This is a genomic window from Chitinophaga rhizosphaerae (assembly GCF_003958645.1).
Lineage (GTDB): Bacteria > Bacteroidota > Bacteroidia > Chitinophagales > Chitinophagaceae > Chitinophaga > Chitinophaga rhizosphaerae.
In genome coordinates, this window is record NZ_RXLO01000005.1 from 27658 (window position 1) to 45777 (window position 18120).

Sequence of the window (18120 nt, forward strand, 5' to 3'; positions counted from 1 at the left end):
TTTTTTTTCACCTAATGTATCGATATTTTTAAATAAATCGATATAACACACATATACACACTACGATATGAGCTTGCAAAATAAAGTAGCCGTGGTTACCGGAGGTAACAGCGGTATCGGGCTCGCTACGGCCGAAGAATTCGTGGCCAGGGGCGCAAAAGTTGTCATCACGGGCAGGAATGCTTATGCGGTAAGCGCCGCGGCGGAGAAACTGGGTGGCGGTACACTGGGCGTGACCGCAGACCAGTCGAGCCTCGCGGATGCAGACAAACTGGTAGCGGAAGTAAAGGAACGATACGGGAAGATTGACGTGCTGTTCGTCAACGCCGGGATCGGTGCTTTTGCTCCCGTTGCCGATGTCACCGAAGCCGACTTCGACGCCATCATGAACACGAACTTCAAGGGGGCATATTTCACCGTACAGAAGTTTTTGCCTATCCTGAACGACGGCGGGTCGATCATCCTGCTGTCTTCCGTGAACGCCTTTACCGGCATGCCGGGATCGAGCGTATACTCCGCCAGCAAGGCTGCCTTGAATGCGTTGGGCCGCACTTTGAGCGCAGAACTGGCTACGCGGGGCATCCGGGTGAACACGGTGAACCCCGGGCCGATCATTACCCCGATCCTGGCCAAGGCCGGCCTGGACGATAACAGCATCAATGCTTTCCGTCAAAAATTCGCGGAGCGGATACCGCTCAATCGCGCCGGTGAATCCGCAGAAGTGGCCAAGCTCGTGGCGTTCCTCGCCTCCAGCGACGCTTCTTTTATCACCGGTGCGGAATATAACATCGACGGTGGACTGACCGTCCACAAGTTGGTGGGATAAGAAAGAAAGTAAGACTGCAAACTTGCATAATCGTTTGAAAACCCTGATGCGTACTTCAAATTGACATATTAATGCCGGGGCGGTTTCGCACCGCTCCGGCTTTTTACGGAACTTAGCGGTAAAACCTGACTATTATGACCAAGGAACCAGGCAGCATGTATACCATCCGGTTTAACGATTGCGACCCGTTCGGGCATCTCAACAACGCGTCGTACCTGAATTATTTCATGAACGCCCGTGAAGACCATCTCGCAGCACATTACCACCTGCACCTGAAAGATTTTGCCGCCAGGGGCAGGGGATGGGTGGTGGCCGAGCACCGGATCGCCTACCTGAAACCCGCGATGGTAGCAGAAAAAGTATTCATCTTCACCCGCGTCACCGATTTCTCGCATCAGCATATTGCCGTGGAAATGTGGATGACCGACGAGCAGCAGCACAAGTTGAAAGCGTTCCTCATGACCCGCTTCGCGCATGTAGACCTGAAAACCGGCAAGCGCGCCGATCATGATGATGAGCTGGTGCAATTGCTGACCAACATCCGTGTAGACCATAACCCCGACGAAACTTTTGAACAGCGTCTGGCCGCGAGGCTGCAGGCGCCTTCCATCCAGCTGTGACACCCCAAACCTAACTTAGCGATTAGTAAACAGTTGTAGGTAACAGCCGCCGGGGCATTCCTGCCCCGGCTTTTTTTTTTAGCCCCATTTTCAATGCACAGCTTTGTAAATCGTTCCTGTACGGTATCCGTACTGTATCCCTGCTAAACGGGTGTACATTTTTTATTTGGCGGATATGAAAAATTCCCTATTTTTGTGTCGTTAACCAAATGGTTAAACATTTTAGTTAAAACATGCAGACGACCAATACCACCGAACAACAGATCATCGAAGCGGCGCGCAAGATATTCATGCACAGGGGCTTAACCGGCGCCAGGATGCAGGATATCGCCGACGAGGCGGGGATCAACAAGGCGATGCTGCATTATTATTACCGCAGTAAGGACAAGCTGTTCGACATCGTTTTGACGGAAGCAGTAGACCAGATGCTCAGCAGGCTCAATGCGGTGTTTTCGGGCGACCTCGGCCTGGAAGACAAGATTCGCTCGGCGGTGGATAATTATATCAGCGGTATCAGTGAGAACCCTTACCTGCCGCTTTTTGTATTGAATGAAATAAACCAGAACCCTGGGCGTATTGCAACCCGCTTTCTGTCGGCACCGAATTTTCCCAACATCCTCGGATTTGCACAGCAATTGATGGCCGGGATGGAAAAAGGTACGTTGAGAAGGGTAGACCCGGTGCAGTTGATGATCAGCATTATTTCCATGTGTATTTTCCCCTTCGTGGCCAGGCCCTTGCTACAGGCTGTTTTTACGGTCGATGATCCCGGGTTTCTCAAGTTTATGGAAGATAGAAAAGCGTTCGTCACCGAATTCGTTTTGAGCGCGCTCAGGCCGTAAAATTTTTTGTCCAGCAATTAACCAGTTAGTTAAATAAAATAGTTAACGATGTTCAGATTCCTCATGCCGGCGCTGCTGCTGCTTTCCGGGAGCGCCCTGGCACAGGGCTTCCCCCTGGATTCCGCCTGGGCCGCCGCCCGCAGGCATTACCCGCTGCTCCGGCAGCAGGAAGCCACCGACCGCGCCACGGCCCTCCAGCTCCGCAATATCCGCAGCGGCTACCTTCCGCAGGCGGAAATCAACGGGAAAGCGACGTACCAGTCGGACGTGGTGGCCATTCCCATCAAGCTGCCCAACGTCAGCATTCCTTCCATCCCGAAAGACCAGTACAACCTTACCCTCGACGTGCGCCAGCTCATTTACGACGGCGGCGCCACCGGCAGCCAGCGCGATCTGGCCCTCGCCCGGGCGCAAACCGAGCGCCAGCGCGTGGAAGTGGATTTGCACCAGCTCCGCCAGCAGGTATCGCAGGTATATTTCAACGCACTCATCTGGGACGCGCACATCGCCGCCCGGAAAGAGATGATCGCCGAAGTGAAACAGCGCCGCGAAAGGCTCCGGGCGGGCGTAGATAACGGCACCGTGCTCGCCAGCCAGGTAGACATGCTCCAGGCCGAAGCCCTCAAAGCCGAACAGCAGCTGGAAGAGGCCGTCAACGGGAAACAGGCCGCCCTGGCCACTTTGGCCCTGCTCACGGGGAAGCCTCCGGCCGATATGGGCCCCCTCGAGCTGCCCAAGCCCGCATCCACCGGCCATGATCCCATTCAACGCCCCGAACTGGCGCTGTTCCGGTTCCAGCAAGACGTGTTGGGATCGCAGGCCAAACTCACGGAAACGGTCACACGCCCAAAACTGAGCGCATTCGTGCAGGGAGGCTACGGCCGCCCCGGGCTGAACATGCTGTCCGATAAATTCGATGTCTATTACATGGGCGGCCTCCGCCTGCAATGGACCCTCTGGAACTGGCGCTACCAGCACACCGAGCGCGCCGCGCTCCGCGAGCAGGAAACGGGCATCCAGGCGCAGGCAGACGCGTTCGATCTGCAAACCCGCGCCAAACTCCTCCAGCAACAGGCGGAGATCAATACGCTGCAATCCGCCATGGAAAAGGATCGTGAGATCGTGCGCCTCCGCGGGAACGTGAAAGCCGTATCCGCCGCGCAGCTCGATAACGGCGTGATGACCGTCCACGATTACCTCACCGATCTTTACGCGGAAACTTCCGCCATCATCGCCGGGAAAACCCGCGAGATCCAGTTCGTTTACGCAACCATCCAGTACCAGGTTATAAAAGGTTATTGACATGAAAACAACTATCGCAGCCGTTTTGAGCTTCTCTTTCCTCGCCGCCTGTTCTTCGAAAGAAAACGGGGCAGACGCTTACGGCAATTTCGAATCCACCGAAGTGATCGTTTCCGCGGAAGCGACCGGCCGCCTCCTCCGGTTCGACGTGGAAGAAGGGCAGGTGCTGGCCGAAAATACCGTGGTGGGCGGCATCGACTCCACGCAGCTCCATCTCCGCAAAGCCCAGCTGGGCGCCAATATCAAAGCGGTGAAAAGCCGGGTGCCGGAAGTAAATCCGCAGCTGGCCGTGATCCGTCAACAGATCGCCACCCAGCAAAAGGAAAAAGCCCGCATCGAAAATCTCCTCAAAGCCAACGCCGCCACACCCAAGCAACTGGACGATATCAACGGCGCCATCGCCCTGCTCGAAAAGCAGTATTCGTCCACCGCTTCCACGCTCAACACACAGGTGACCGGCCTCAGCACGGAAACCCGGCCCCTGGAGTTCCAGGTGGAGCAGATGAAAGACCAGCTGGCGCAAACGCGCGTCCTCAATCCCGTAAACGGTACGGTGCTGGTGAAATACGTGGAAACGGGGGAAGTGGTGAACTACGGCAAACCGCTCTACAAGCTCGCCGACCTCCGCACCATGTACCTTCGCGCCTACATCAGCGCTGAGCAACTTTCCGCAGTGAAAACCGGGCAATCCGTGAACGTGGGCATCGATCAGCCGGATGGTTCCATCAAGCAGCTCAAGGGCGAGATCAGCTGGATATCGCCGGAAGCGGAATTTACGCCCAAAACGGTGCAAACCCGTGATGAGCGCGTGCGGCAGGTGTACGCGCTCAAAGTGCGCGTGCAAAACGACGGCAGCCTGAAGATCGGGATGCCGGGAGAAATGCGGATCACCAAATAAGCGACATGCAACCCATCGTTGTTCAACATATCAGCAAATCGTACGGCAAGGTGAGCGCCCTGCGCGACGTCAGTTTTACCGTGGGACCGGGGGAGCTGTTCGGCCTCATCGGCCCGGACGGCGCCGGCAAAAGCACGCTGTTCCGCATCCTGGCCACGCTGGTGCTGGCGGATAAGGGGCAGGCGTTCGTAAACGGGAAAGACGTGGTGAAGGATTACCGCGCCATCCGCCGCGAAGTAGGCTACATGCCGGGGCGTTTTTCGTTGTACCAGGATTTGACGGTGGAAGAGAACCTCCGGTTCTTCGCCACTATTTTCAATACGACGGTAAACGCCAATTACGACATGATCCGCGACATCTACGAACAGATCGCGCCGTTTAAGGACCGCCCGGCAGGAAAGCTATCCGGTGGCATGAAACAGAAGCTGGCATTGAGTTGCGCGCTCGTCCACCGGCCGTCTGTCCTCTTCCTCGACGAGCCCACCACCGGCGTAGACCCCGTTTCCCGCAAGGAGTTTTGGGAAATGCTGCAAAGGCTCCGCCAGCGCGGGATTCCCATCCTCGTTTCCACGCCTTACATGGACGAGGCCACGCTGTGCGACCGGGTAGCCCTTATCCAGAACGGGGCGCTGATGCGGATAGACACGCCCACGGCCATCGTGGAGCAATTCTCGACGAAAGTCTGGGCTTTCCGCGCTTCCGATACCTGGCGCCTCATCCGCGACCTGCGGGCGTACCCGGGCGTGGAGTCGTGCTTCGCATTCGGGGAGTTCCTGCATGTGGTGATGAACGCCGATCCGGAAAAGGTGAAACAGGACCTTATTACAGAAGGGCATACCGGTGTGGCGTACCAGCCCGCGAATGCGGGTATCGAAGATGTTTTCATGGCCCTCATGCGGGCGCAAACCGAAATATCATGACGCAACCCGCCATCACCACCCACGCACTCACCAGGCGTTTCGGCGATTTCATCGCCACCAACGCCATCACGTTCGAAGTAGCGCAAGGCGAGATATTCGGGTTCCTCGGCGCCAACGGCGCCGGCAAAACCACCGCCATGCGCATGCTTTGCGGGCTCCTGAAACCCAGCAGCGGAGAAGCCCGCGTAGCGGGGTTCGATATTTACACCCAAACGGAGAAGATCAAACAGCGGATCGGGTACATGAGCCAGAAATTCTCGCTTTACGAAGACCTCACCGTGAAGGAGAACATCCGCTTCTACGGTGGGATATACGGCCTGAGCCACCGCCAGATCAGGGAAAAAACAGGTGCACTGCTGGGGAAACTGGACATGGAAAAAGAAGCGAACATGCTCGTGAGCGCCCTGCCGCTGGGCTGGAAACAGAAGCTGTCGTTCTCCATCGCCGTCATCCACGACCCGTCTATCGTGTTCCTCGACGAACCCACGGGCGGTGTAGATCCCATCACCCGGCGGCAGTTCTGGGACCTGATCTACGAATCGGCCGACAAGGGCGTCACCATTTTCGTGACCACGCACTATATGGACGAAGCGGAATATTGCAACCGCATTTCGATCATGGTAGACGGGAAGATCCGCGCGCTGGACACACCTTCGGCGCTCAAGCAACAGTTCGGCGCCGCTACGATGAACGATGTTTTCCTGCAACTCGCAAGGGCCAAATCCTGAATCATGAAACAGTTTTTCGAATTCGTCAAAAAAGAATGCTTCCATATTTTCCGCGACCGGCGCACGCTCATGATCCTGTTCGGGATGCCGGTAGTGCTGATCGTGCTGTTCGGGTTCGCCATCACCAACGAAATCCGCCACGCGCGCATCGCGGTGCTGGACCAGTCGCAAGACGTCCTGAGCCATGGGCTCGTCCGTAAGATCACGGCCTCCACGTACTTCGACCTGGCCGAAAACCTCCGCAGTGAAAAAGACATCATGCCGGCTTTCAAAAAGGGCGATGTCAGGATGGTGATCGTGATCCCCGGCGGTTTCCAGCGAAATTTCATCCGTGAGCGGAAAGCTGCCGTGCAATTGCTCACCGACGCGTCTGACCCCAATACCGCTACCACGCTCATCAACTACGCCAATGCCATTCTCATGCAATACCAGCAGGAGGAAACGGGCATGAAGCACCTGCCGCTCACTATTCAGCCGGAGGTCAGGATGGTATATAATCCCACCCTGAAAAGCGTATTCCTGTTCGTACCGGGCGTGATGACGCTTATCCTCATGCTGGTTTGCGCGATGATGACGTCGATCACCATCACACGGGAAAAAGAGCTGGGAACGATGGAAATCCTGCTGGTATCGCCGTTGCGGCCATTGATGATCATCGCGGGGAAAGTGGTGCCTTATATTTTGTTGTCGTTCGTGATCGCCATCATCATCCTGGCGCTCGGCGCGGGCATTTTCGGGATGCCGCTGAAAGGGAGCCTGGCTTTGCTGCTGCTGGCCTGCGCGTTGTTTTGCCTTACGGCCCTTTCGCTGGGGATCCTCATTTCCAGCGTAACGAACTCGCAGCAAACGGCCATGATGATGTCGATGATGGGGCTGTTGCTGCCCACGATCCTGCTCAGCGGCTTCGTATTTCCTATCGAAAGCATGCCGCTGCCGCTCCGCGTGCTGAGCAATATCATTCCCGCGAAATGGTTCATCATCATCCTGAAAGACATAATGCTGAAAGGTAGCGGGCTTCGCCAGATTGCCCTGCCGATGGGCGTTTTGAGCGGAATGACCCTGTTTTTCCTCGTGGTGAGCCTTCGCAAATTCAATATCCGTTTAAGCTGATGCGTACCATATTTTTCATATTGCAGAAGGAGTTTTTGCAGATTTTCCGCAATAAATCGATGCTGCCCATCATCTTCGTGGTGCCGGTAGTGCAACTGCTCGTGCTCGCCTTTGCCGCCAATTACGAAATCCGCAACCTTTCTATCGATATCGTAGACCACGATGGCGGCAACTGGAGCCAGCAACTCAAAGGGAAACTCCTTTCCTCCGGCTATTTCCAACTCTACGCCCAAACGGGCGACAATGCCGCGTTCGAAGACCTGGAAACCAACAAGGCCGACCTCATCCTTACGATCCCGCCACATTTCGAGCGCGACCTCGTGCGCGACGGGGAAGCAAAAGTGCAATTGCTCGTGAACGCCATCAACGGCAGCAAAGCCGGACTGGCGGCGGGTTATGCGCAAAGCATCATCGGGGATTTCAACCGCCGCATCCGGCTCGACTGGCTGGCGCTCGACGAAGACGATGCGCCTTCGCATTTCGACATGAGTTTCCGATACTGGTTCAATCCCCGGTTGAATTACAAGCACTTCATGGTGCCGGGCATCCTGGTGGTGCTCGTGACGCTCATCGGCGCGTTCTTATCGGGCATGAACATCGTGAAGGAAAAGGAAATCGGGACGATCGAGCAGCTCAACGTAACGCCTATCCGCAAGCATCATTTCATCATCGGGAAGCTGCTCCCGTTCTGGATCATCGCGCTGTTCGAGCTGGCATTCGGGCTGGTGGTGGGCAAGCTCGTGTTCAACCTGCCTTTCGAGGGCAGTATCGGCTGGGTGTTCCTCTTCGCGGCCGTTTACCTGGTGGTGATGCTGGGCCTGGGCCTGCTGATTTCCACTTTCACGGAAACGCAGCAGCAGTCGATGTTCGTGACCTGGTTCTTCCTCATCATCTGCATTCTTATGAGCGGGCTTTTTACGCCCATCGAAAGCATGCCGGAATGGGCGCAGCGTATCACGCAGTTCAATCCTGTCGCGTATTTCGTGAAGGTGATGCGGATGGTCATGCTGAAGGGAAGCGGGTGGGAGGATATTCGCATGGACCTCGGTATCATGGTCGTATTTGCCGTGGGCCTGAACGCGGTGGCGATCTGGAATTACCGTAAAACTGTATAAATTTTTAACAGTGTAACAGTTGTAGGTAACGGAGACCGGAGCATTCCTGCCCCGGTTTTTTTATTTTCCGGCCGGAGTGTCCGGAATCGGACAGGGCTTGTATCGAAATAGTGCAACTTGCAGATTGGCGTGGCTGATATTGTGTTGTAAATCAATTAGATAGTTTATTGGCATTTTTTTGGCCGCAGGCCGGCATCCGAACCGTCAACATTTCAAAGCGCTTCCTGTATGGTTAGAAACTTCCTGAAAATCGCCGTCCGGCATTTGCTGAACAACAAAGGGTTTTCCTTTATCAACATCGCCGGCCTGGCCATCGGCATGGCATCTCAAGAACCCTTACGAACCCGCGCACCCGATCCTGATCTGCGGCGCCAACAGCAGTTTCCTTGGGCTGAACGTCATGCAGATCAAACTGAACGATAAAAACGATGTGGCTGACAATCTCGCGAAGGCGGAAGTCATTTTCCGCAGGTACAACCCCGATTTTCCGTTCGATTATACATTCGTAGACGAGGAATACGCCCGGAAATTCGACAGTGTTCAGCGTTTGGGGACTTTATCGGCCCTGTTTGCCGGGCTTACGATTTTCATATCCTGCCTGGGATTGCTGGGGCTGGCCACGTACATGGCGGAAACGCGGGTCCGGGAGATCGGGATCAGGAAAGTGCTGGGTGCCTCGGTATTGAATATCACGGTACTGCTGTCCAGGGATTTTGTGGTGCTGGTGGCCATCGCCTTCGTGTTGGCGGCACCGTTGGCGTACTGGGGGATATCGTATTGGCTGACGGACTTTTCCTACCGCGTGTCCATCGGCTGGCAGTCGTTCGCGCTGGCGGGTTGCGCATCCGTTTTGATCGCTTTGCTGACGGTGAGTTTCCAATCCGTCAAAGCGGCGCTGGCGAACCCTGTCCGCAATCTGAAAGTGGAGTAAAGCATTCAGCTTATACCGTCCCGCTATCCGCAATTTCGCGGGCACGGCTTATTTCAATTGTTCATTTGTATTTATACCGGGGCATTCCTGTCCCGGTTTTTTCATTTCATGAGCTGGTGCGCCAGTTTGCCGAGGGTTTTTAGGCCATCGTCCACCGTTTTGCTCCAGGGGTTGGAGTAGCTGATGCGCATGCAGTTCGTATAGCGCTCCTGCAGCGTGAAAATGCGCCCCGGTGCGAAGGAGATCTTGCGCCGCAACGCCTGTTCGTACAGTTCGATGGTATTGATATTCTCGTTCAGCTCCAGCCATAGCACGTAACCGCCTTGCGGACGGGTAACGCAGGTGTCTTCCGGGAAATAGTCGGCCACGGCCTGTTGGTAGCGCAGGCATTGGGTGTGGAGCATTTTGCGGAGGTTGCGCATGTGGTGCTCGTAGCGGCCGTTTTCCAGGAAATGCCCGATAGCGGCCTGTGGCAGCGTGGCGCTGGAAATGGTATGGTTCAGTTTGAGGCGGAGCACGCGTTCCTTGTATTTTCCGGGAACGGTCCAGCCCACGCGGTACCCCGGTGCGAGGGATTTGCTGAAGGAATTGCACAGGAGCACATTGCCGTTGCGGTCGTACTGCTTGCAACTGCTGGGCCGGAGTTTCCCGAAATAAAGATCGGCGTAGATATCGTCTTCGATGAGGGGGATGTCGTATTTGTTCATGAGCCGCACCAGTTCCCGCTTGTTTTTATCGGGCATGCAGGAGCCGATGGGGTTGGAGAAGTTGGTCACGAAAACGCAGGCCTTGATCTTGAATTTGGGGATGGCTTTGTCGAGATACTCGAGGTCCGGCCCGCAAATGGGGTTGGTGGGGACCTCCAGCACCTTGAGGCCGAGGCTTTCCGCGAGCTGGAAGGTGCCGCTGTAGGCGGGGCTTTCCAGGGCGATGACGTCGCCCGGTTGGGTGGTGGCAGACAGGCAGAGGGTGAGGGCGTCCATACAGCCCGTAGTAGTGACCACATCGTGTTCCGTGATGCTGCCGCCCCACTGGATGCTCATCCGCGCGATCTGGCGGCGGAGGGGCAGGTTGCCCTGGAGGTTCTCGTAAATGAGGCCGCCGTTGTTCTCGCGCAGCGCCGCGATCATGCTTTTGGCGAGTTTGGCGGAGGGGAGGAGCGGCTCGGAAGGCGAAGCGGTGGAAAACCGCAACAGGTCCGGCCCGTGGTGGGAAAACACTTCGGTGATCATTTCGCTGACGTTGACGTCCGTCGCCCGTTTGACGGGGCGCGTGGCGCTGGGGAGCTCCGGCAAACGACGGGGCGAAAACCGCACGTAATAGCCGGATTTGGGCCGCGGTTCGATGAAACCCTTGCTTTCCAGGTGGTAATACGCCTGGAAGACGGTGCTCATACTGATGCCCTGCTCCTTGCTCAGCGAGCGGACAGACGGCAGCTTGTCGCCAATGCGGATCACTTCCTTTTCGATCATGGCCTGGATGCGGTCGGCCACCTGGAGATACAGATGTTCCATTGTCTTTCGAATCTGATATGGTCAAAAGTACGAAAATGAAATCTGTTCCAATTAAAAAAACATATCTTTCCATGATAAAACGGTTTCGCCATGCAACACCTGTCTTTTAGTGTGGATTTACGCCTGCGCACGCAGCATCTTTCGATCGGGGAAATGACCGGCGGTGTGGCCGACGACGTGCTCCGGCAGGAAGTTCACCCCGGTAAATGGTCGGCCATCGACAACATTGCCCACCTGGCCGTATTCCATCCCATATTCCAGCGGCGGCTGCAGCGCGTGGCCGACGAGGAAATGCCGCTTTTCGAGCCGTATGTCTGGCAGGAGGATGCGCTGTTCGCGGAATACAGGAAATTGTCGAACCGCGAGCTGCTGGCCCAATACCGGCACGACCGGGAGGCGTTCGTCCGTTTCGTGGAGGGGCTGAAGGCCGGGGATTTCCGGCGGCAGGGCCGCCATCAGGCATATGGCACCATTTCCGCGGCGCAGCTGATCGAGATGTTCGTCCTCCATGAATCGCATCACCTGTTCACCATCTTCAAAATCCTTAATTTCGGGAAATGAGCGCGTTGTACATGGATTCCCCGCTCGGGCGCATTGTGATCGGGGAAACGGAGGGGCATATTTCGAAGGTTTCGTTCGTGGATAAGGAGGAAGAAACCCCGGGAGAAAGCACGCCCCTGCTCCGCGAATGCGCCGCCCAGCTGGGCGCGTATTTCCGGAAAGACCTCCGCGCGTTCGACCTCCCGCTCCGGCAGGAAGGCTCCCCGTTCCAGCAGCTCGTCTGGCAAAACCTGCTGACCATTCCCTTCGGCGAAACCATTACCTATCTCGCCCTCGCCAAGCGCCTCGGCAACGTGAAAAGCATCCGTGCGGCCGGTACCGCCAATGGCCGGAATAACATCGCCATCATCGTGCCCTGCCACCGCGTCATCGGCTCCGGTGGTGCGCTCACCGGCTATGCCGGCGGCATCTGGCGCAAACAGTTCCTCCTCGACCTCGAAAAGGGTGGCCTGCTCTTCTGATCTCCTTTCTGCTCTGTAAGCACTTACATACTCTGGTTAGGCCGGTTGACGAATGGCGTTCGTCATTGACTTTTATGGTTCATACTGTCATCTGATCTGGTCAAAAAACTAAAAACTGAATCTGTTTTTTCTGCGGGAATAGCTGGAATTTTGAGGCGTCATTTCAACGTTAATACGCCACCATATGAATGCAATTTTCCGCGAGGACCTTTCCCGATTTGATGAATTGTTGCAACAGACCGCAAATTATGCCGGCGATTTCCTCGGCCGCATCAACGAACTGCCCGTAAGTATGGAAATGCCCGCCATCCCGGTGCCCGGTTTGCCTGAAAAGGGGATCGGCGGCCAGGGGGCGCTGGAGCTGTTCGACAACCGCTTCGGCGCGTACCTCACCGCCAGCGCGGGCCCCAGGTATTTCGGCTTTGTGACGGGCGGCGTGTCGCCGGCGGCGCTTTCGGGCGACTGGCTGGCCAGCGCGGTGGATATGAACGCGGCGGATAAATCTTCACTCGCCTTTACACTGGAAAAGGAAACGCTGCAGTTGCTCCGCCAGTTGTTTTCGCTGCCGGAAGCTTACGAAGGCGTTTTCGTGACGGGCGCTACCATGTCCAACTTTACGGGGTTGGCGGCCGCGCGGCAATGGCTGGGCGAGCAGTATGGGGTGAACGTGGCCGCGCAGGGCGTAGGCGCGCTTCCCGAGATAAAAGTACTGGCCGCCACGCCGCATTCCAGCGTGGTGAAGGCTTTGTCGATGCTTGGCCTCGGCCGCAACAGCCTGGTGACGCTTTCCACCCTCCCGGGGCGCGAAGCGGTGGACGTGCGGGCCCTGGAGCAATGGATCGCCTATAACCCGGACACGCCTTTCATTTACGTGGCATCTGCCGGTACGGTGAACACCGTGGATTTCGACGATATCGCCGCCATCGCGGCGCTCAAACATAAACATCCGTTCTGGCTGCACGTAGACGCGGCCTTCGGAGGATTTGCGGCGGTGAGCCCCCGTTTCCGGCACTTTCTCAATGGCTGGGAGCAGGCAGACAGTATTACCATCGATGCGCATAAATGGCTCAACGTGCCCTACGACTGCGCGATGCTTTTCAGCCGCCACCCGATGCTGCAACTGGAAGTGTTCCAGAACGCGGGCGCGGCGTACCTGGGAGACCCTGCGCAAAACTTCAATTACATCAACTACGCTCCCGAAAACTCGCGCCGGCTGCGGGCTCTGCCTGCCTGGTTCTCGCTCCGCGCTTATGGTGCGGAGGGTTACCGCGACATCGTGGAGCAAAACGTAAAACAGGCCCATCATTTCGGGGAAATGCTGGAGAAAGGCGGGCACTTCCGCCTGCTGGCACCCGTGAAGATGTGCGTGGCCTGCTTTACGTTCAATAAGGAAGACAGAAAACTGGCCGAACATATCCGTGTCTTTTTACAGGCGCTCAACAAGCGGGGTGTGGTGTACGTCACCCCCACGCAATACGCCGGCCTTCCGGCGATGCGGGCGGCGCTGGTGAACTGGCGCACCACGGATAAGGACATCGAACTGGCGGTACAGGAAATGGAAACAGTGGCAGCGGCCATCCAGGGCGTGTCGGCCATTCTTGAAAATAATTGATTTAGAGGTTGATATTAGTATTATTGGCGATGGGTTTCTACCCATCGCTTGCTAACATCCTCCCCGATTTAACCTGATGAATATGCAACAGCGGAACCATACCAACGCTTACGTGGCGCTCGTCATCGTAAGTATCTTTTGGGGAACCACTTACCTGGCAGCGCGGATCGGCGTGCAGCACATGCACGGCATGATGCTGGCGGGCCTCCGGCAAACGAGCGCCGGTGTCATCCTCGTGGCGTTTTTCCTTATGAAGGGGTACAAACTGCCGCAGTTCCCCGTTCTGTCCAAACTGTTCGTGATCGGCACCATCATGCTTTGCGGCAGCAACGGGCTCATGACCTGGGCCATGCAATACATCCCCAGCGGGCTGGGCGCCATCATCGCGGCCACCGTTCCCATCTGGATCACGATCTTCAGCTATTTCCTCGTGCAGAAAACGAAGATAACCGTACAGCTGGTGATCGGTATGCTGATCGGGCTGCTGGGGATCGGGGGCATCTTTTATGATAACCTGGCCCAGCTCATGAACGGGGAATACCGTTTCGGGGTGATGCTGATCACCCTGGCCTGCGTGTTCTGGGCGCTGGGATCGGTGCTCACGGCCAAGTGGGCGCTGGGTGTCAATTACCTGTACGGCGCCGGGTTCCAGATGTTGTTCAGCGGGGTAGTGATGCTCGTTATCGCGGGGTTCATGGGGCAGCACCTGCATTTTTCGTCCTTTACGGGAGAATTATGGGGCAGTTTGCTGTACCTCGTTTTTATAGGATCTTTGTTAAGTTATTCCGCATACGTTTTCGCCCTGAACAATTTACCGCCTTCGCTGGTAGCCATTTATGCATACATCAATCCCATCGTTGCCGTGATCCTCGGTTGGCTCATCCTCCAGGAAAAACTCAACTGGCTCATGGGTTTGTCGTGCATGGTGACCCTCCTGGGCGTATACCTCGTCAACAAGGCATTCAACAAGCAAAAAAGTTATGAACGCAGCAAATGATATCCGCATCCTGAGCTGGCACCCGGATTACCAGCCGCATTTCGAAAGGCTGAACAAGGCCTGGATCAGCAAGTTCTTCCGGCTCGAACCGGTAGATATCGCCGTGCTGGAACATCCGCACGAACATATCATCGCCCCGGGCGGCGACATCATCTTCGTATCCATCGGCAACCAGGTGGTAGGCACGGTGGCTTACCGGCTGAAGTCGGACGATACGGTGGAAATGACCAAAATGGCGGTGGACGAAAGCTTCCAGGGCCGCAAGCTCGGCTGGGCGCTGGGCAAGGCCATCATCGAAAGAGCCGCGGAAAAGGGCTTCACGAAGATGGTATTGTACTCCAGCCGGCGGCTCACACCGGCCATCACCATGTACCATAAACTGGGGTTCGAAGAAGTGGAAGTGGAGAACGGGGTATATGAAAGGTGCGACATCAAGATGGAAATTTCCCTCCGGGAACCGCCGCTGGCGGCACTGTCGAGGGCGTTGCAGGAAGAAGTGCTGCGGACGGAGCTCCGGCTGCTGCAGTTTACCGATGAGGAAGCGTCTGCCCGTCCTTCCCCCGAAAAATGGAGCAAAAAGGAAATCCTCGGCCATCTCACCGATTCGGCCCTCAACAATTACCCGCGTTTCATCCGCGCGCAGCAAACCGCTTTGCTGGAATCGCCCGGATACGACCCCGATTTCTGGGTGGAAGCGCGGCAATATATGCGGGAAGACTGGCGCGAGCTGGTGCAGATCTGGAAAAGCGTCAACCTCCACATCGTTCGCCTGCTGCCGCTTATTCCGGCCGAAGCGTTGGGGAATGTGCTCGTGATCGGCCAGAACCCGCCGGCTACGCTCGAATTCTGGGCCAACGATTATCTTCGTCACTTACAACATCACCTCCATCAAATATTCCCCGTACATGCAAATTATTAATGCCACGGCAGACCGGCTGGACGCCCTCGCCGAACTATTCGACGCCTATCGCCAGCACTACGAACAGGCGCCCGACGTGCCCGGCGCCCGGGAGTTCCTTTCCGAGCGCCTGGAGCGGAACGACAGTGTTATTTACCTCGCCGAAGACAGTGGCGAAGTGCTCGGGTTTACCCAATTATACCCCGTTTTTTCATCGATCGGTATGAAGCGGGCCTGGATACTGAACGATCTGTTCGTGAAACCGGACGCCCGTCAGAAGGGCGCGGCGCGGGCATTGCTCGCCAAAGCCCGGGAGCTGGGGCAGGAGTCGGGCAGCCGGTACCTTATGCTGCAGACGCATTTTTCCAACAAGCCCGCCCGTGCGCTTTATGAAAGCACCGGCTGGAAGCTGGATGAAGAATTTGGTTATTACTACCTCTCCATATAGACAGCAATACAGTTACAAGAAGCTATGTACGAAGCGGGCGTCGGCCCGCTTTTTTCGTTTCGGGGCGAATTGCGTTTATTTGCCGGATGGAACAGCATCAAAACCCCTGGCGCTTCGAGTCTGCCAGTATTCCTTACGAAAACCCCTGGATCAGGGTTACGGAGCGCCGCGGCGTGAACCCGGCCGGCAACCCGGGCATATACGGGATCGTGCATTTCAAGAACGTGGCCATTGGCGTGGTGGCGATGGACGGGGAGCAGCATATCTGGATGGTGGGGCAGTACCGCGTGCCGCTGGAGGCCTGGAGTTGGGAAATCCCCGAAGGCGGCGGTGCGCACGGCGTTGATCCCCTGGTTTCGGCGCAAAGGGAGCTGCTGGAGGAAACCGGGCTCAGGGCGAAACATTGGCGCCCGATCGTCCGCATGCACCTTTCCAATTCCGTCACCGACGAGGCCGGGATCGTGTTCCTGGCGCAGGGGCTGGAGATGGGAGAGGCGGAGCCGGAGGAAACGGAGCAACTGGCCGTTCGCCGTATTCCCTTCGCGGAAGCGTACCAGATGGTGAAGGATTTCGGGATCACGGATTCCCTTTCCGTGGCCGCGATCCAAAAGATAAGGCTCATGATGCTGGAAGGGGAGCTTTGAATCCCGTATCTTTGCGCCGATGAACCACCGTTTCAAACCACAGGCTCCCAAGCCCAAACAGTCTTCCCTCATCATCGGCCGCCAGCCCCTGCTGGAGGCCATGAAGAACGGAAAGGCCATCGAGCGCATCTATATGCTCAAAACCGCCTCCGGCGATATCATACCGCAAATCCGCAACCAGGCCACCGAACTGCGTATCCCCATCAACTACGTGCCGGTGGAAAAACTCAATAGCCTCACCCAGGCCAACCACCAGGGCGTAGTGGCCCTGGCGGCTTCCGTCGCCTATCTCGACCTGCAGGATGTGATCTCCCACACGGTCGAAAAGGGCGAAACGCCCCTTTTCCTCATCCTCGACGGCATCACCGACGTCCGCAATATCGGCGCCATCGCCCGGAGCGCCGTCTGCTGCGGGGCGCAGGCCATCATCATCCCCGACCGGGGCATCGCCGCGCTGAACGAGGAAGCCCTCAAATCTTCCGCCGGCGCGCTCGAGCGGATCTCCATCTGCCGGGTGAACAGCCTGCTGAAGGCCATCGACGAGCTGCACCTCAACGGCATCAAAGTGGTGGCCAGCGAAATGGAGTCGAAACAGCGGCTGCAGGACCTGCCCTGGCGCGAGCCGGTGGCGGTGATCATGGGTTCCGAAGACAAGGGCGTGTACCCGGCGCTGTTGAAGGCGGCCGACGAGCAGTTCCACATCCCCATGCAGCATAATTTCGAATCGTTTAACGTGTCCGTCGCCGCGGGGATCATCCTCTACGAAGCCATGAAACAGCGGTTGGAAGCCTGATGCCGGAACGGGGGAATTCGTTATTTTAGCGTATGCTGAAAATCATCGAATGCCCGCGAGACGCCATGCAGGGCTGGCCGCGCCAGATCCCCGCCCAGGAAAAGACCGTCTACCTCAACGCCTTGCTGCGCGTCGGTTTCGATACCCTCGACTTCGGCAGCTTCGTGTCTCCCAAAGCCATTCCCCAAATGGCGGATACGGCGGAGGTGCTGGCGGGGCTGGACGATTCGGCCACGAAGCTGCTGGCGATCGTGGCGAACGTCCGCGGGGCGGAAGATGCGGTGGGGCATGAGCGGATCCATTACCTGGGGTTCCCTTTTTCCATCTCTGAAACCTTTCAGCTGCGCAATGCGAACAAAACCATTCCCGAATCGCTGGAACAGGTGCAAACCATCCAGGAGCTCTGCATCAAGAACGGGAAGCAGCTGGTGATCTATATTTCGATGGGCTTCGGTAATCCGTATGGCGATCCTTACAGTCCTGATGTGGCGCTGGAATGGGCAGACCGTTTCGCCGCCATGCATATCCCCATTATTTCCCTGGCCGATACGGTAGGCGTGGCGCGGCCGGAAGGCATCGCGGCGCTGTTCTCGAAGCTGGTGCCGGCTTATCCGGAGGTGGAGTTCGGGGCGCATTTCCATTCCACGCCGCAGGCCTGGGAGGAGAAGATCGCGGCGGCCTGGGATAACGGGTGCCGGCGGTTCGACAGTGCCATCCGCGGTATTGGCGGATGCCCCATGGCGCAGGACGATCTGGTGGGGAACATTGCTACGGAGAACCTGCTGGGTTTTTGTGCGTCCCGCGGGATCGCTGCCGGGCTGAATGCAAAGGCGTTTGCGGAAGCGATGGTGGCGGCAGACGGGGTATTCGGCCATTAGCCCGATTTTTTGATATTTTTGC

21 protein-coding genes are annotated in these 18120 nt (G+C 56.8%); 20 read left to right on the forward strand and 1 reads right to left on the reverse strand.

Translation table 11 applies throughout. From position 1 onward, the window contains the following. Positions 1-67: 67 nt before the first annotated feature. From EJ361_RS13085 to EJ361_RS13135, 11 genes are all read left to right on the forward strand, one after another. On the forward strand, positions 68-826 hold the full coding sequence (locus EJ361_RS13085; RefSeq protein ID WP_126246085.1) for a glucose 1-dehydrogenase: 759 nt from the start codon (positions 68-70) through the stop codon (positions 824-826). Positions 827-960: 134 nt separating this feature from the next. Further along, the gene (locus tag EJ361_RS13090) at positions 961-1446 is read left to right on the forward strand and encodes an acyl-CoA thioesterase (RefSeq protein WP_126246086.1); all 486 of its coding nucleotides are present in this window, start codon (positions 961-963) and stop codon (positions 1444-1446) included. A gap of 233 nt (positions 1447-1679) precedes the next feature. After that, positions 1680-2288, forward strand: a complete 609-nt coding sequence (locus EJ361_RS13095; RefSeq protein WP_126246087.1) for a TetR/AcrR family transcriptional regulator — start codon at positions 1680-1682, stop codon at positions 2286-2288. Positions 2289-2336: 48 nt separating this feature from the next. Beyond that, positions 2337-3590 (forward strand): TolC family protein, encoded by a 1254-nt coding sequence (locus EJ361_RS13100; protein ID WP_126246088.1) that lies wholly within the window; start codon positions 2337-2339, stop codon positions 3588-3590. A gap of 1 nt (position 3591) precedes the next feature. Next, on the forward strand, positions 3592-4488 hold the full coding sequence (locus tag EJ361_RS13105) for an HlyD family secretion protein (protein ID WP_126246089.1): 897 nt from the start codon (positions 3592-3594) through the stop codon (positions 4486-4488). 5 nt (positions 4489-4493) lie between these two features. Beyond that, complete coding sequence (locus tag EJ361_RS13110) at positions 4494-5408, forward strand: ABC transporter ATP-binding protein (protein ID WP_126246090.1); 915 nt, start codon at positions 4494-4496, stop codon at positions 5406-5408. Beyond that, positions 5405-6136 (forward strand): ABC transporter ATP-binding protein, encoded by a 732-nt coding sequence (locus EJ361_RS13115; protein WP_126246091.1) that lies wholly within the window; start codon positions 5405-5407, stop codon positions 6134-6136. The genes EJ361_RS13110 and EJ361_RS13115 overlap by 4 nt, the downstream gene beginning before the upstream one ends. Before the next feature lie 3 nt (positions 6137-6139). After that, on the forward strand, positions 6140-7246 hold the full coding sequence (locus tag EJ361_RS13120; protein WP_126246092.1) for an ABC transporter permease: 1107 nt from the start codon (positions 6140-6142) through the stop codon (positions 7244-7246). After that, the gene (locus EJ361_RS13125) at positions 7246-8361 is read left to right on the forward strand and encodes an ABC transporter permease (RefSeq protein WP_126246093.1); all 1116 of its coding nucleotides are present in this window, start codon (positions 7246-7248) and stop codon (positions 8359-8361) included. Before EJ361_RS13120 ends, EJ361_RS13125 begins: the two co-directional genes overlap by 1 nt. Positions 8362-8589: 228 nt before the next feature. After that, entirely contained in the window at positions 8590-8784 is a 195-nt protein-coding gene (locus EJ361_RS13130) for a hypothetical protein (RefSeq protein ID WP_126246094.1), read from the forward strand. Continuing rightward, a complete protein-coding gene (locus EJ361_RS13135; RefSeq protein WP_126246095.1) occupies positions 8762-9292 on the forward strand; it encodes an ABC transporter permease in 531 nt (176 codons plus the stop codon). Before EJ361_RS13130 ends, EJ361_RS13135 begins: the two co-directional genes overlap by 23 nt. 101 nt (positions 9293-9393) lie before the next feature. Here EJ361_RS13135 and EJ361_RS13140 read toward each other — a convergent pair whose 3' ends face one another. Further along, on the reverse strand, positions 9394-10806 hold the full coding sequence (locus EJ361_RS13140) for an aminotransferase-like domain-containing protein (protein ID WP_164714215.1): 1413 nt from the start codon (positions 10804-10806) through the stop codon (positions 9394-9396). A 90-nt stretch (positions 10807-10896) separates the two neighbouring features. Between EJ361_RS13140 and EJ361_RS13145 the strand changes: the two genes are divergently transcribed. The 9 genes from EJ361_RS13145 to EJ361_RS13185 all read left to right on the forward strand — a co-directional run bounded on the left by EJ361_RS13145 (position 10897) and on the right by EJ361_RS13185 (position 18098). Then, positions 10897-11367: a DinB family protein gene (locus EJ361_RS13145; protein WP_126246097.1), complete on the forward strand. Its 471-nt coding sequence runs from the start codon at positions 10897-10899 to the stop codon at positions 11365-11367. Further along, a complete protein-coding gene (locus EJ361_RS13150; RefSeq protein WP_126246098.1) occupies positions 11364-11828 on the forward strand; it encodes a methylated-DNA--[protein]-cysteine S-methyltransferase in 465 nt (154 codons plus the stop codon). The genes EJ361_RS13145 and EJ361_RS13150 overlap by 4 nt, the downstream gene beginning before the upstream one ends. Positions 11829-12012: 184 nt before the next feature. Then, entirely contained in the window at positions 12013-13440 is a 1428-nt protein-coding gene (locus EJ361_RS13155) for a pyridoxal phosphate-dependent decarboxylase family protein (RefSeq protein ID WP_126246099.1), read from the forward strand. A gap of 82 nt (positions 13441-13522) precedes the next feature. Continuing rightward, positions 13523-14437 carry an EamA family transporter gene (locus EJ361_RS13160; protein WP_164714216.1) on the forward strand — a complete coding sequence of 305 codons (915 nt, stop codon included), beginning with the start codon at positions 13523-13525 and terminating at the stop codon, positions 14435-14437. After that, positions 14421-15356 carry a GNAT family N-acetyltransferase gene (locus EJ361_RS25620; protein WP_164714217.1) on the forward strand — a complete coding sequence of 312 codons (936 nt, stop codon included), beginning with the start codon at positions 14421-14423 and terminating at the stop codon, positions 15354-15356. Before EJ361_RS13160 ends, EJ361_RS25620 begins: the two co-directional genes overlap by 17 nt. Next, a complete protein-coding gene (locus tag EJ361_RS13170) occupies positions 15343-15783 on the forward strand; it encodes a GNAT family N-acetyltransferase (RefSeq protein WP_126246101.1) in 441 nt (146 codons plus the stop codon). The genes EJ361_RS25620 and EJ361_RS13170 overlap by 14 nt, the downstream gene beginning before the upstream one ends. A gap of 86 nt (positions 15784-15869) precedes the next feature. Beyond that, complete coding sequence (locus EJ361_RS13175) at positions 15870-16427, forward strand: NUDIX domain-containing protein (RefSeq protein ID WP_126246102.1); 558 nt, start codon at positions 15870-15872, stop codon at positions 16425-16427. A gap of 19 nt (positions 16428-16446) precedes the next feature. After that, the gene (gene rlmB, locus EJ361_RS13180) at positions 16447-17220 is read left to right on the forward strand and encodes a 23S rRNA (guanosine(2251)-2'-O)-methyltransferase RlmB (RefSeq protein WP_126246103.1); all 774 of its coding nucleotides are present in this window, start codon (positions 16447-16449) and stop codon (positions 17218-17220) included. A gap of 32 nt (positions 17221-17252) precedes the next feature. Beyond that, positions 17253-18098, forward strand: coding sequence for a hydroxymethylglutaryl-CoA lyase (locus EJ361_RS13185; RefSeq protein WP_126246104.1), 846 nt, complete (start codon positions 17253-17255; stop codon positions 18096-18098). Positions 18099-18120: the final 22 nt, after the last annotated feature.

Bases quoted from the DNA above. Each gene is read 5' to 3' on its own strand.
- EJ361_RS13085 (WP_126246085.1), top strand. From the start codon at position 68: ATGAGCTTGCAAAATAAAGTAGCCGTGGTTACCGGAGGTAACAGCGGT.
- EJ361_RS13090 (WP_126246086.1), top strand. From the start codon at position 961: ATGACCAAGGAACCAGGCAGCATGTATACCATCCGGTTTAACGATTGC.
- EJ361_RS13095 (WP_126246087.1), top strand. From the start codon at position 1,680: ATGCAGACGACCAATACCACCGAACAACAGATCATCGAAGCGGCGCGC.
- EJ361_RS13100 (WP_126246088.1), top strand. From the start codon at position 2,337: ATGTTCAGATTCCTCATGCCGGCGCTGCTGCTGCTTTCCGGGAGCGCC.
- EJ361_RS13105 (WP_126246089.1), top strand. From the start codon at position 3,592: ATGAAAACAACTATCGCAGCCGTTTTGAGCTTCTCTTTCCTCGCCGCC.
- EJ361_RS13110 (WP_126246090.1), top strand. From the start codon at position 4,494: ATGCAACCCATCGTTGTTCAACATATCAGCAAATCGTACGGCAAGGTG.
- EJ361_RS13115 (WP_126246091.1), top strand. From the start codon at position 5,405: ATGACGCAACCCGCCATCACCACCCACGCACTCACCAGGCGTTTCGGC.
- EJ361_RS13120 (WP_126246092.1), top strand. From the start codon at position 6,140: ATGAAACAGTTTTTCGAATTCGTCAAAAAAGAATGCTTCCATATTTTC.
- EJ361_RS13125 (WP_126246093.1), top strand. From the start codon at position 7,246: ATGCGTACCATATTTTTCATATTGCAGAAGGAGTTTTTGCAGATTTTC.
- EJ361_RS13130 (WP_126246094.1), top strand. From the start codon at position 8,590: ATGGTTAGAAACTTCCTGAAAATCGCCGTCCGGCATTTGCTGAACAAC.
- EJ361_RS13135 (WP_126246095.1), top strand. From the start codon at position 8,762: ATGCAGATCAAACTGAACGATAAAAACGATGTGGCTGACAATCTCGCG.
- EJ361_RS13140 (WP_164714215.1), bottom strand. From the start codon at position 10,806: ATGGAACATCTGTATCTCCAGGTGGCCGACCGCATCCAGGCCATGATC.
- EJ361_RS13145 (WP_126246097.1), top strand. From the start codon at position 10,897: ATGCAACACCTGTCTTTTAGTGTGGATTTACGCCTGCGCACGCAGCAT.
- EJ361_RS13150 (WP_126246098.1), top strand. From the start codon at position 11,364: ATGAGCGCGTTGTACATGGATTCCCCGCTCGGGCGCATTGTGATCGGG.
- EJ361_RS13155 (WP_126246099.1), top strand. From the start codon at position 12,013: ATGAATGCAATTTTCCGCGAGGACCTTTCCCGATTTGATGAATTGTTG.
- EJ361_RS13160 (WP_164714216.1), top strand. From the start codon at position 13,523: ATGCAACAGCGGAACCATACCAACGCTTACGTGGCGCTCGTCATCGTA.
- EJ361_RS25620 (WP_164714217.1), top strand. From the start codon at position 14,421: ATGAACGCAGCAAATGATATCCGCATCCTGAGCTGGCACCCGGATTAC.
- EJ361_RS13170 (WP_126246101.1), top strand. From the start codon at position 15,343: ATGCAAATTATTAATGCCACGGCAGACCGGCTGGACGCCCTCGCCGAA.
- EJ361_RS13175 (WP_126246102.1), top strand. From the start codon at position 15,870: ATGGAACAGCATCAAAACCCCTGGCGCTTCGAGTCTGCCAGTATTCCT.
- rlmB (WP_126246103.1), top strand. From the start codon at position 16,447: ATGAACCACCGTTTCAAACCACAGGCTCCCAAGCCCAAACAGTCTTCC.
- EJ361_RS13185 (WP_126246104.1), top strand. From the start codon at position 17,253: ATGCTGAAAATCATCGAATGCCCGCGAGACGCCATGCAGGGCTGGCCG.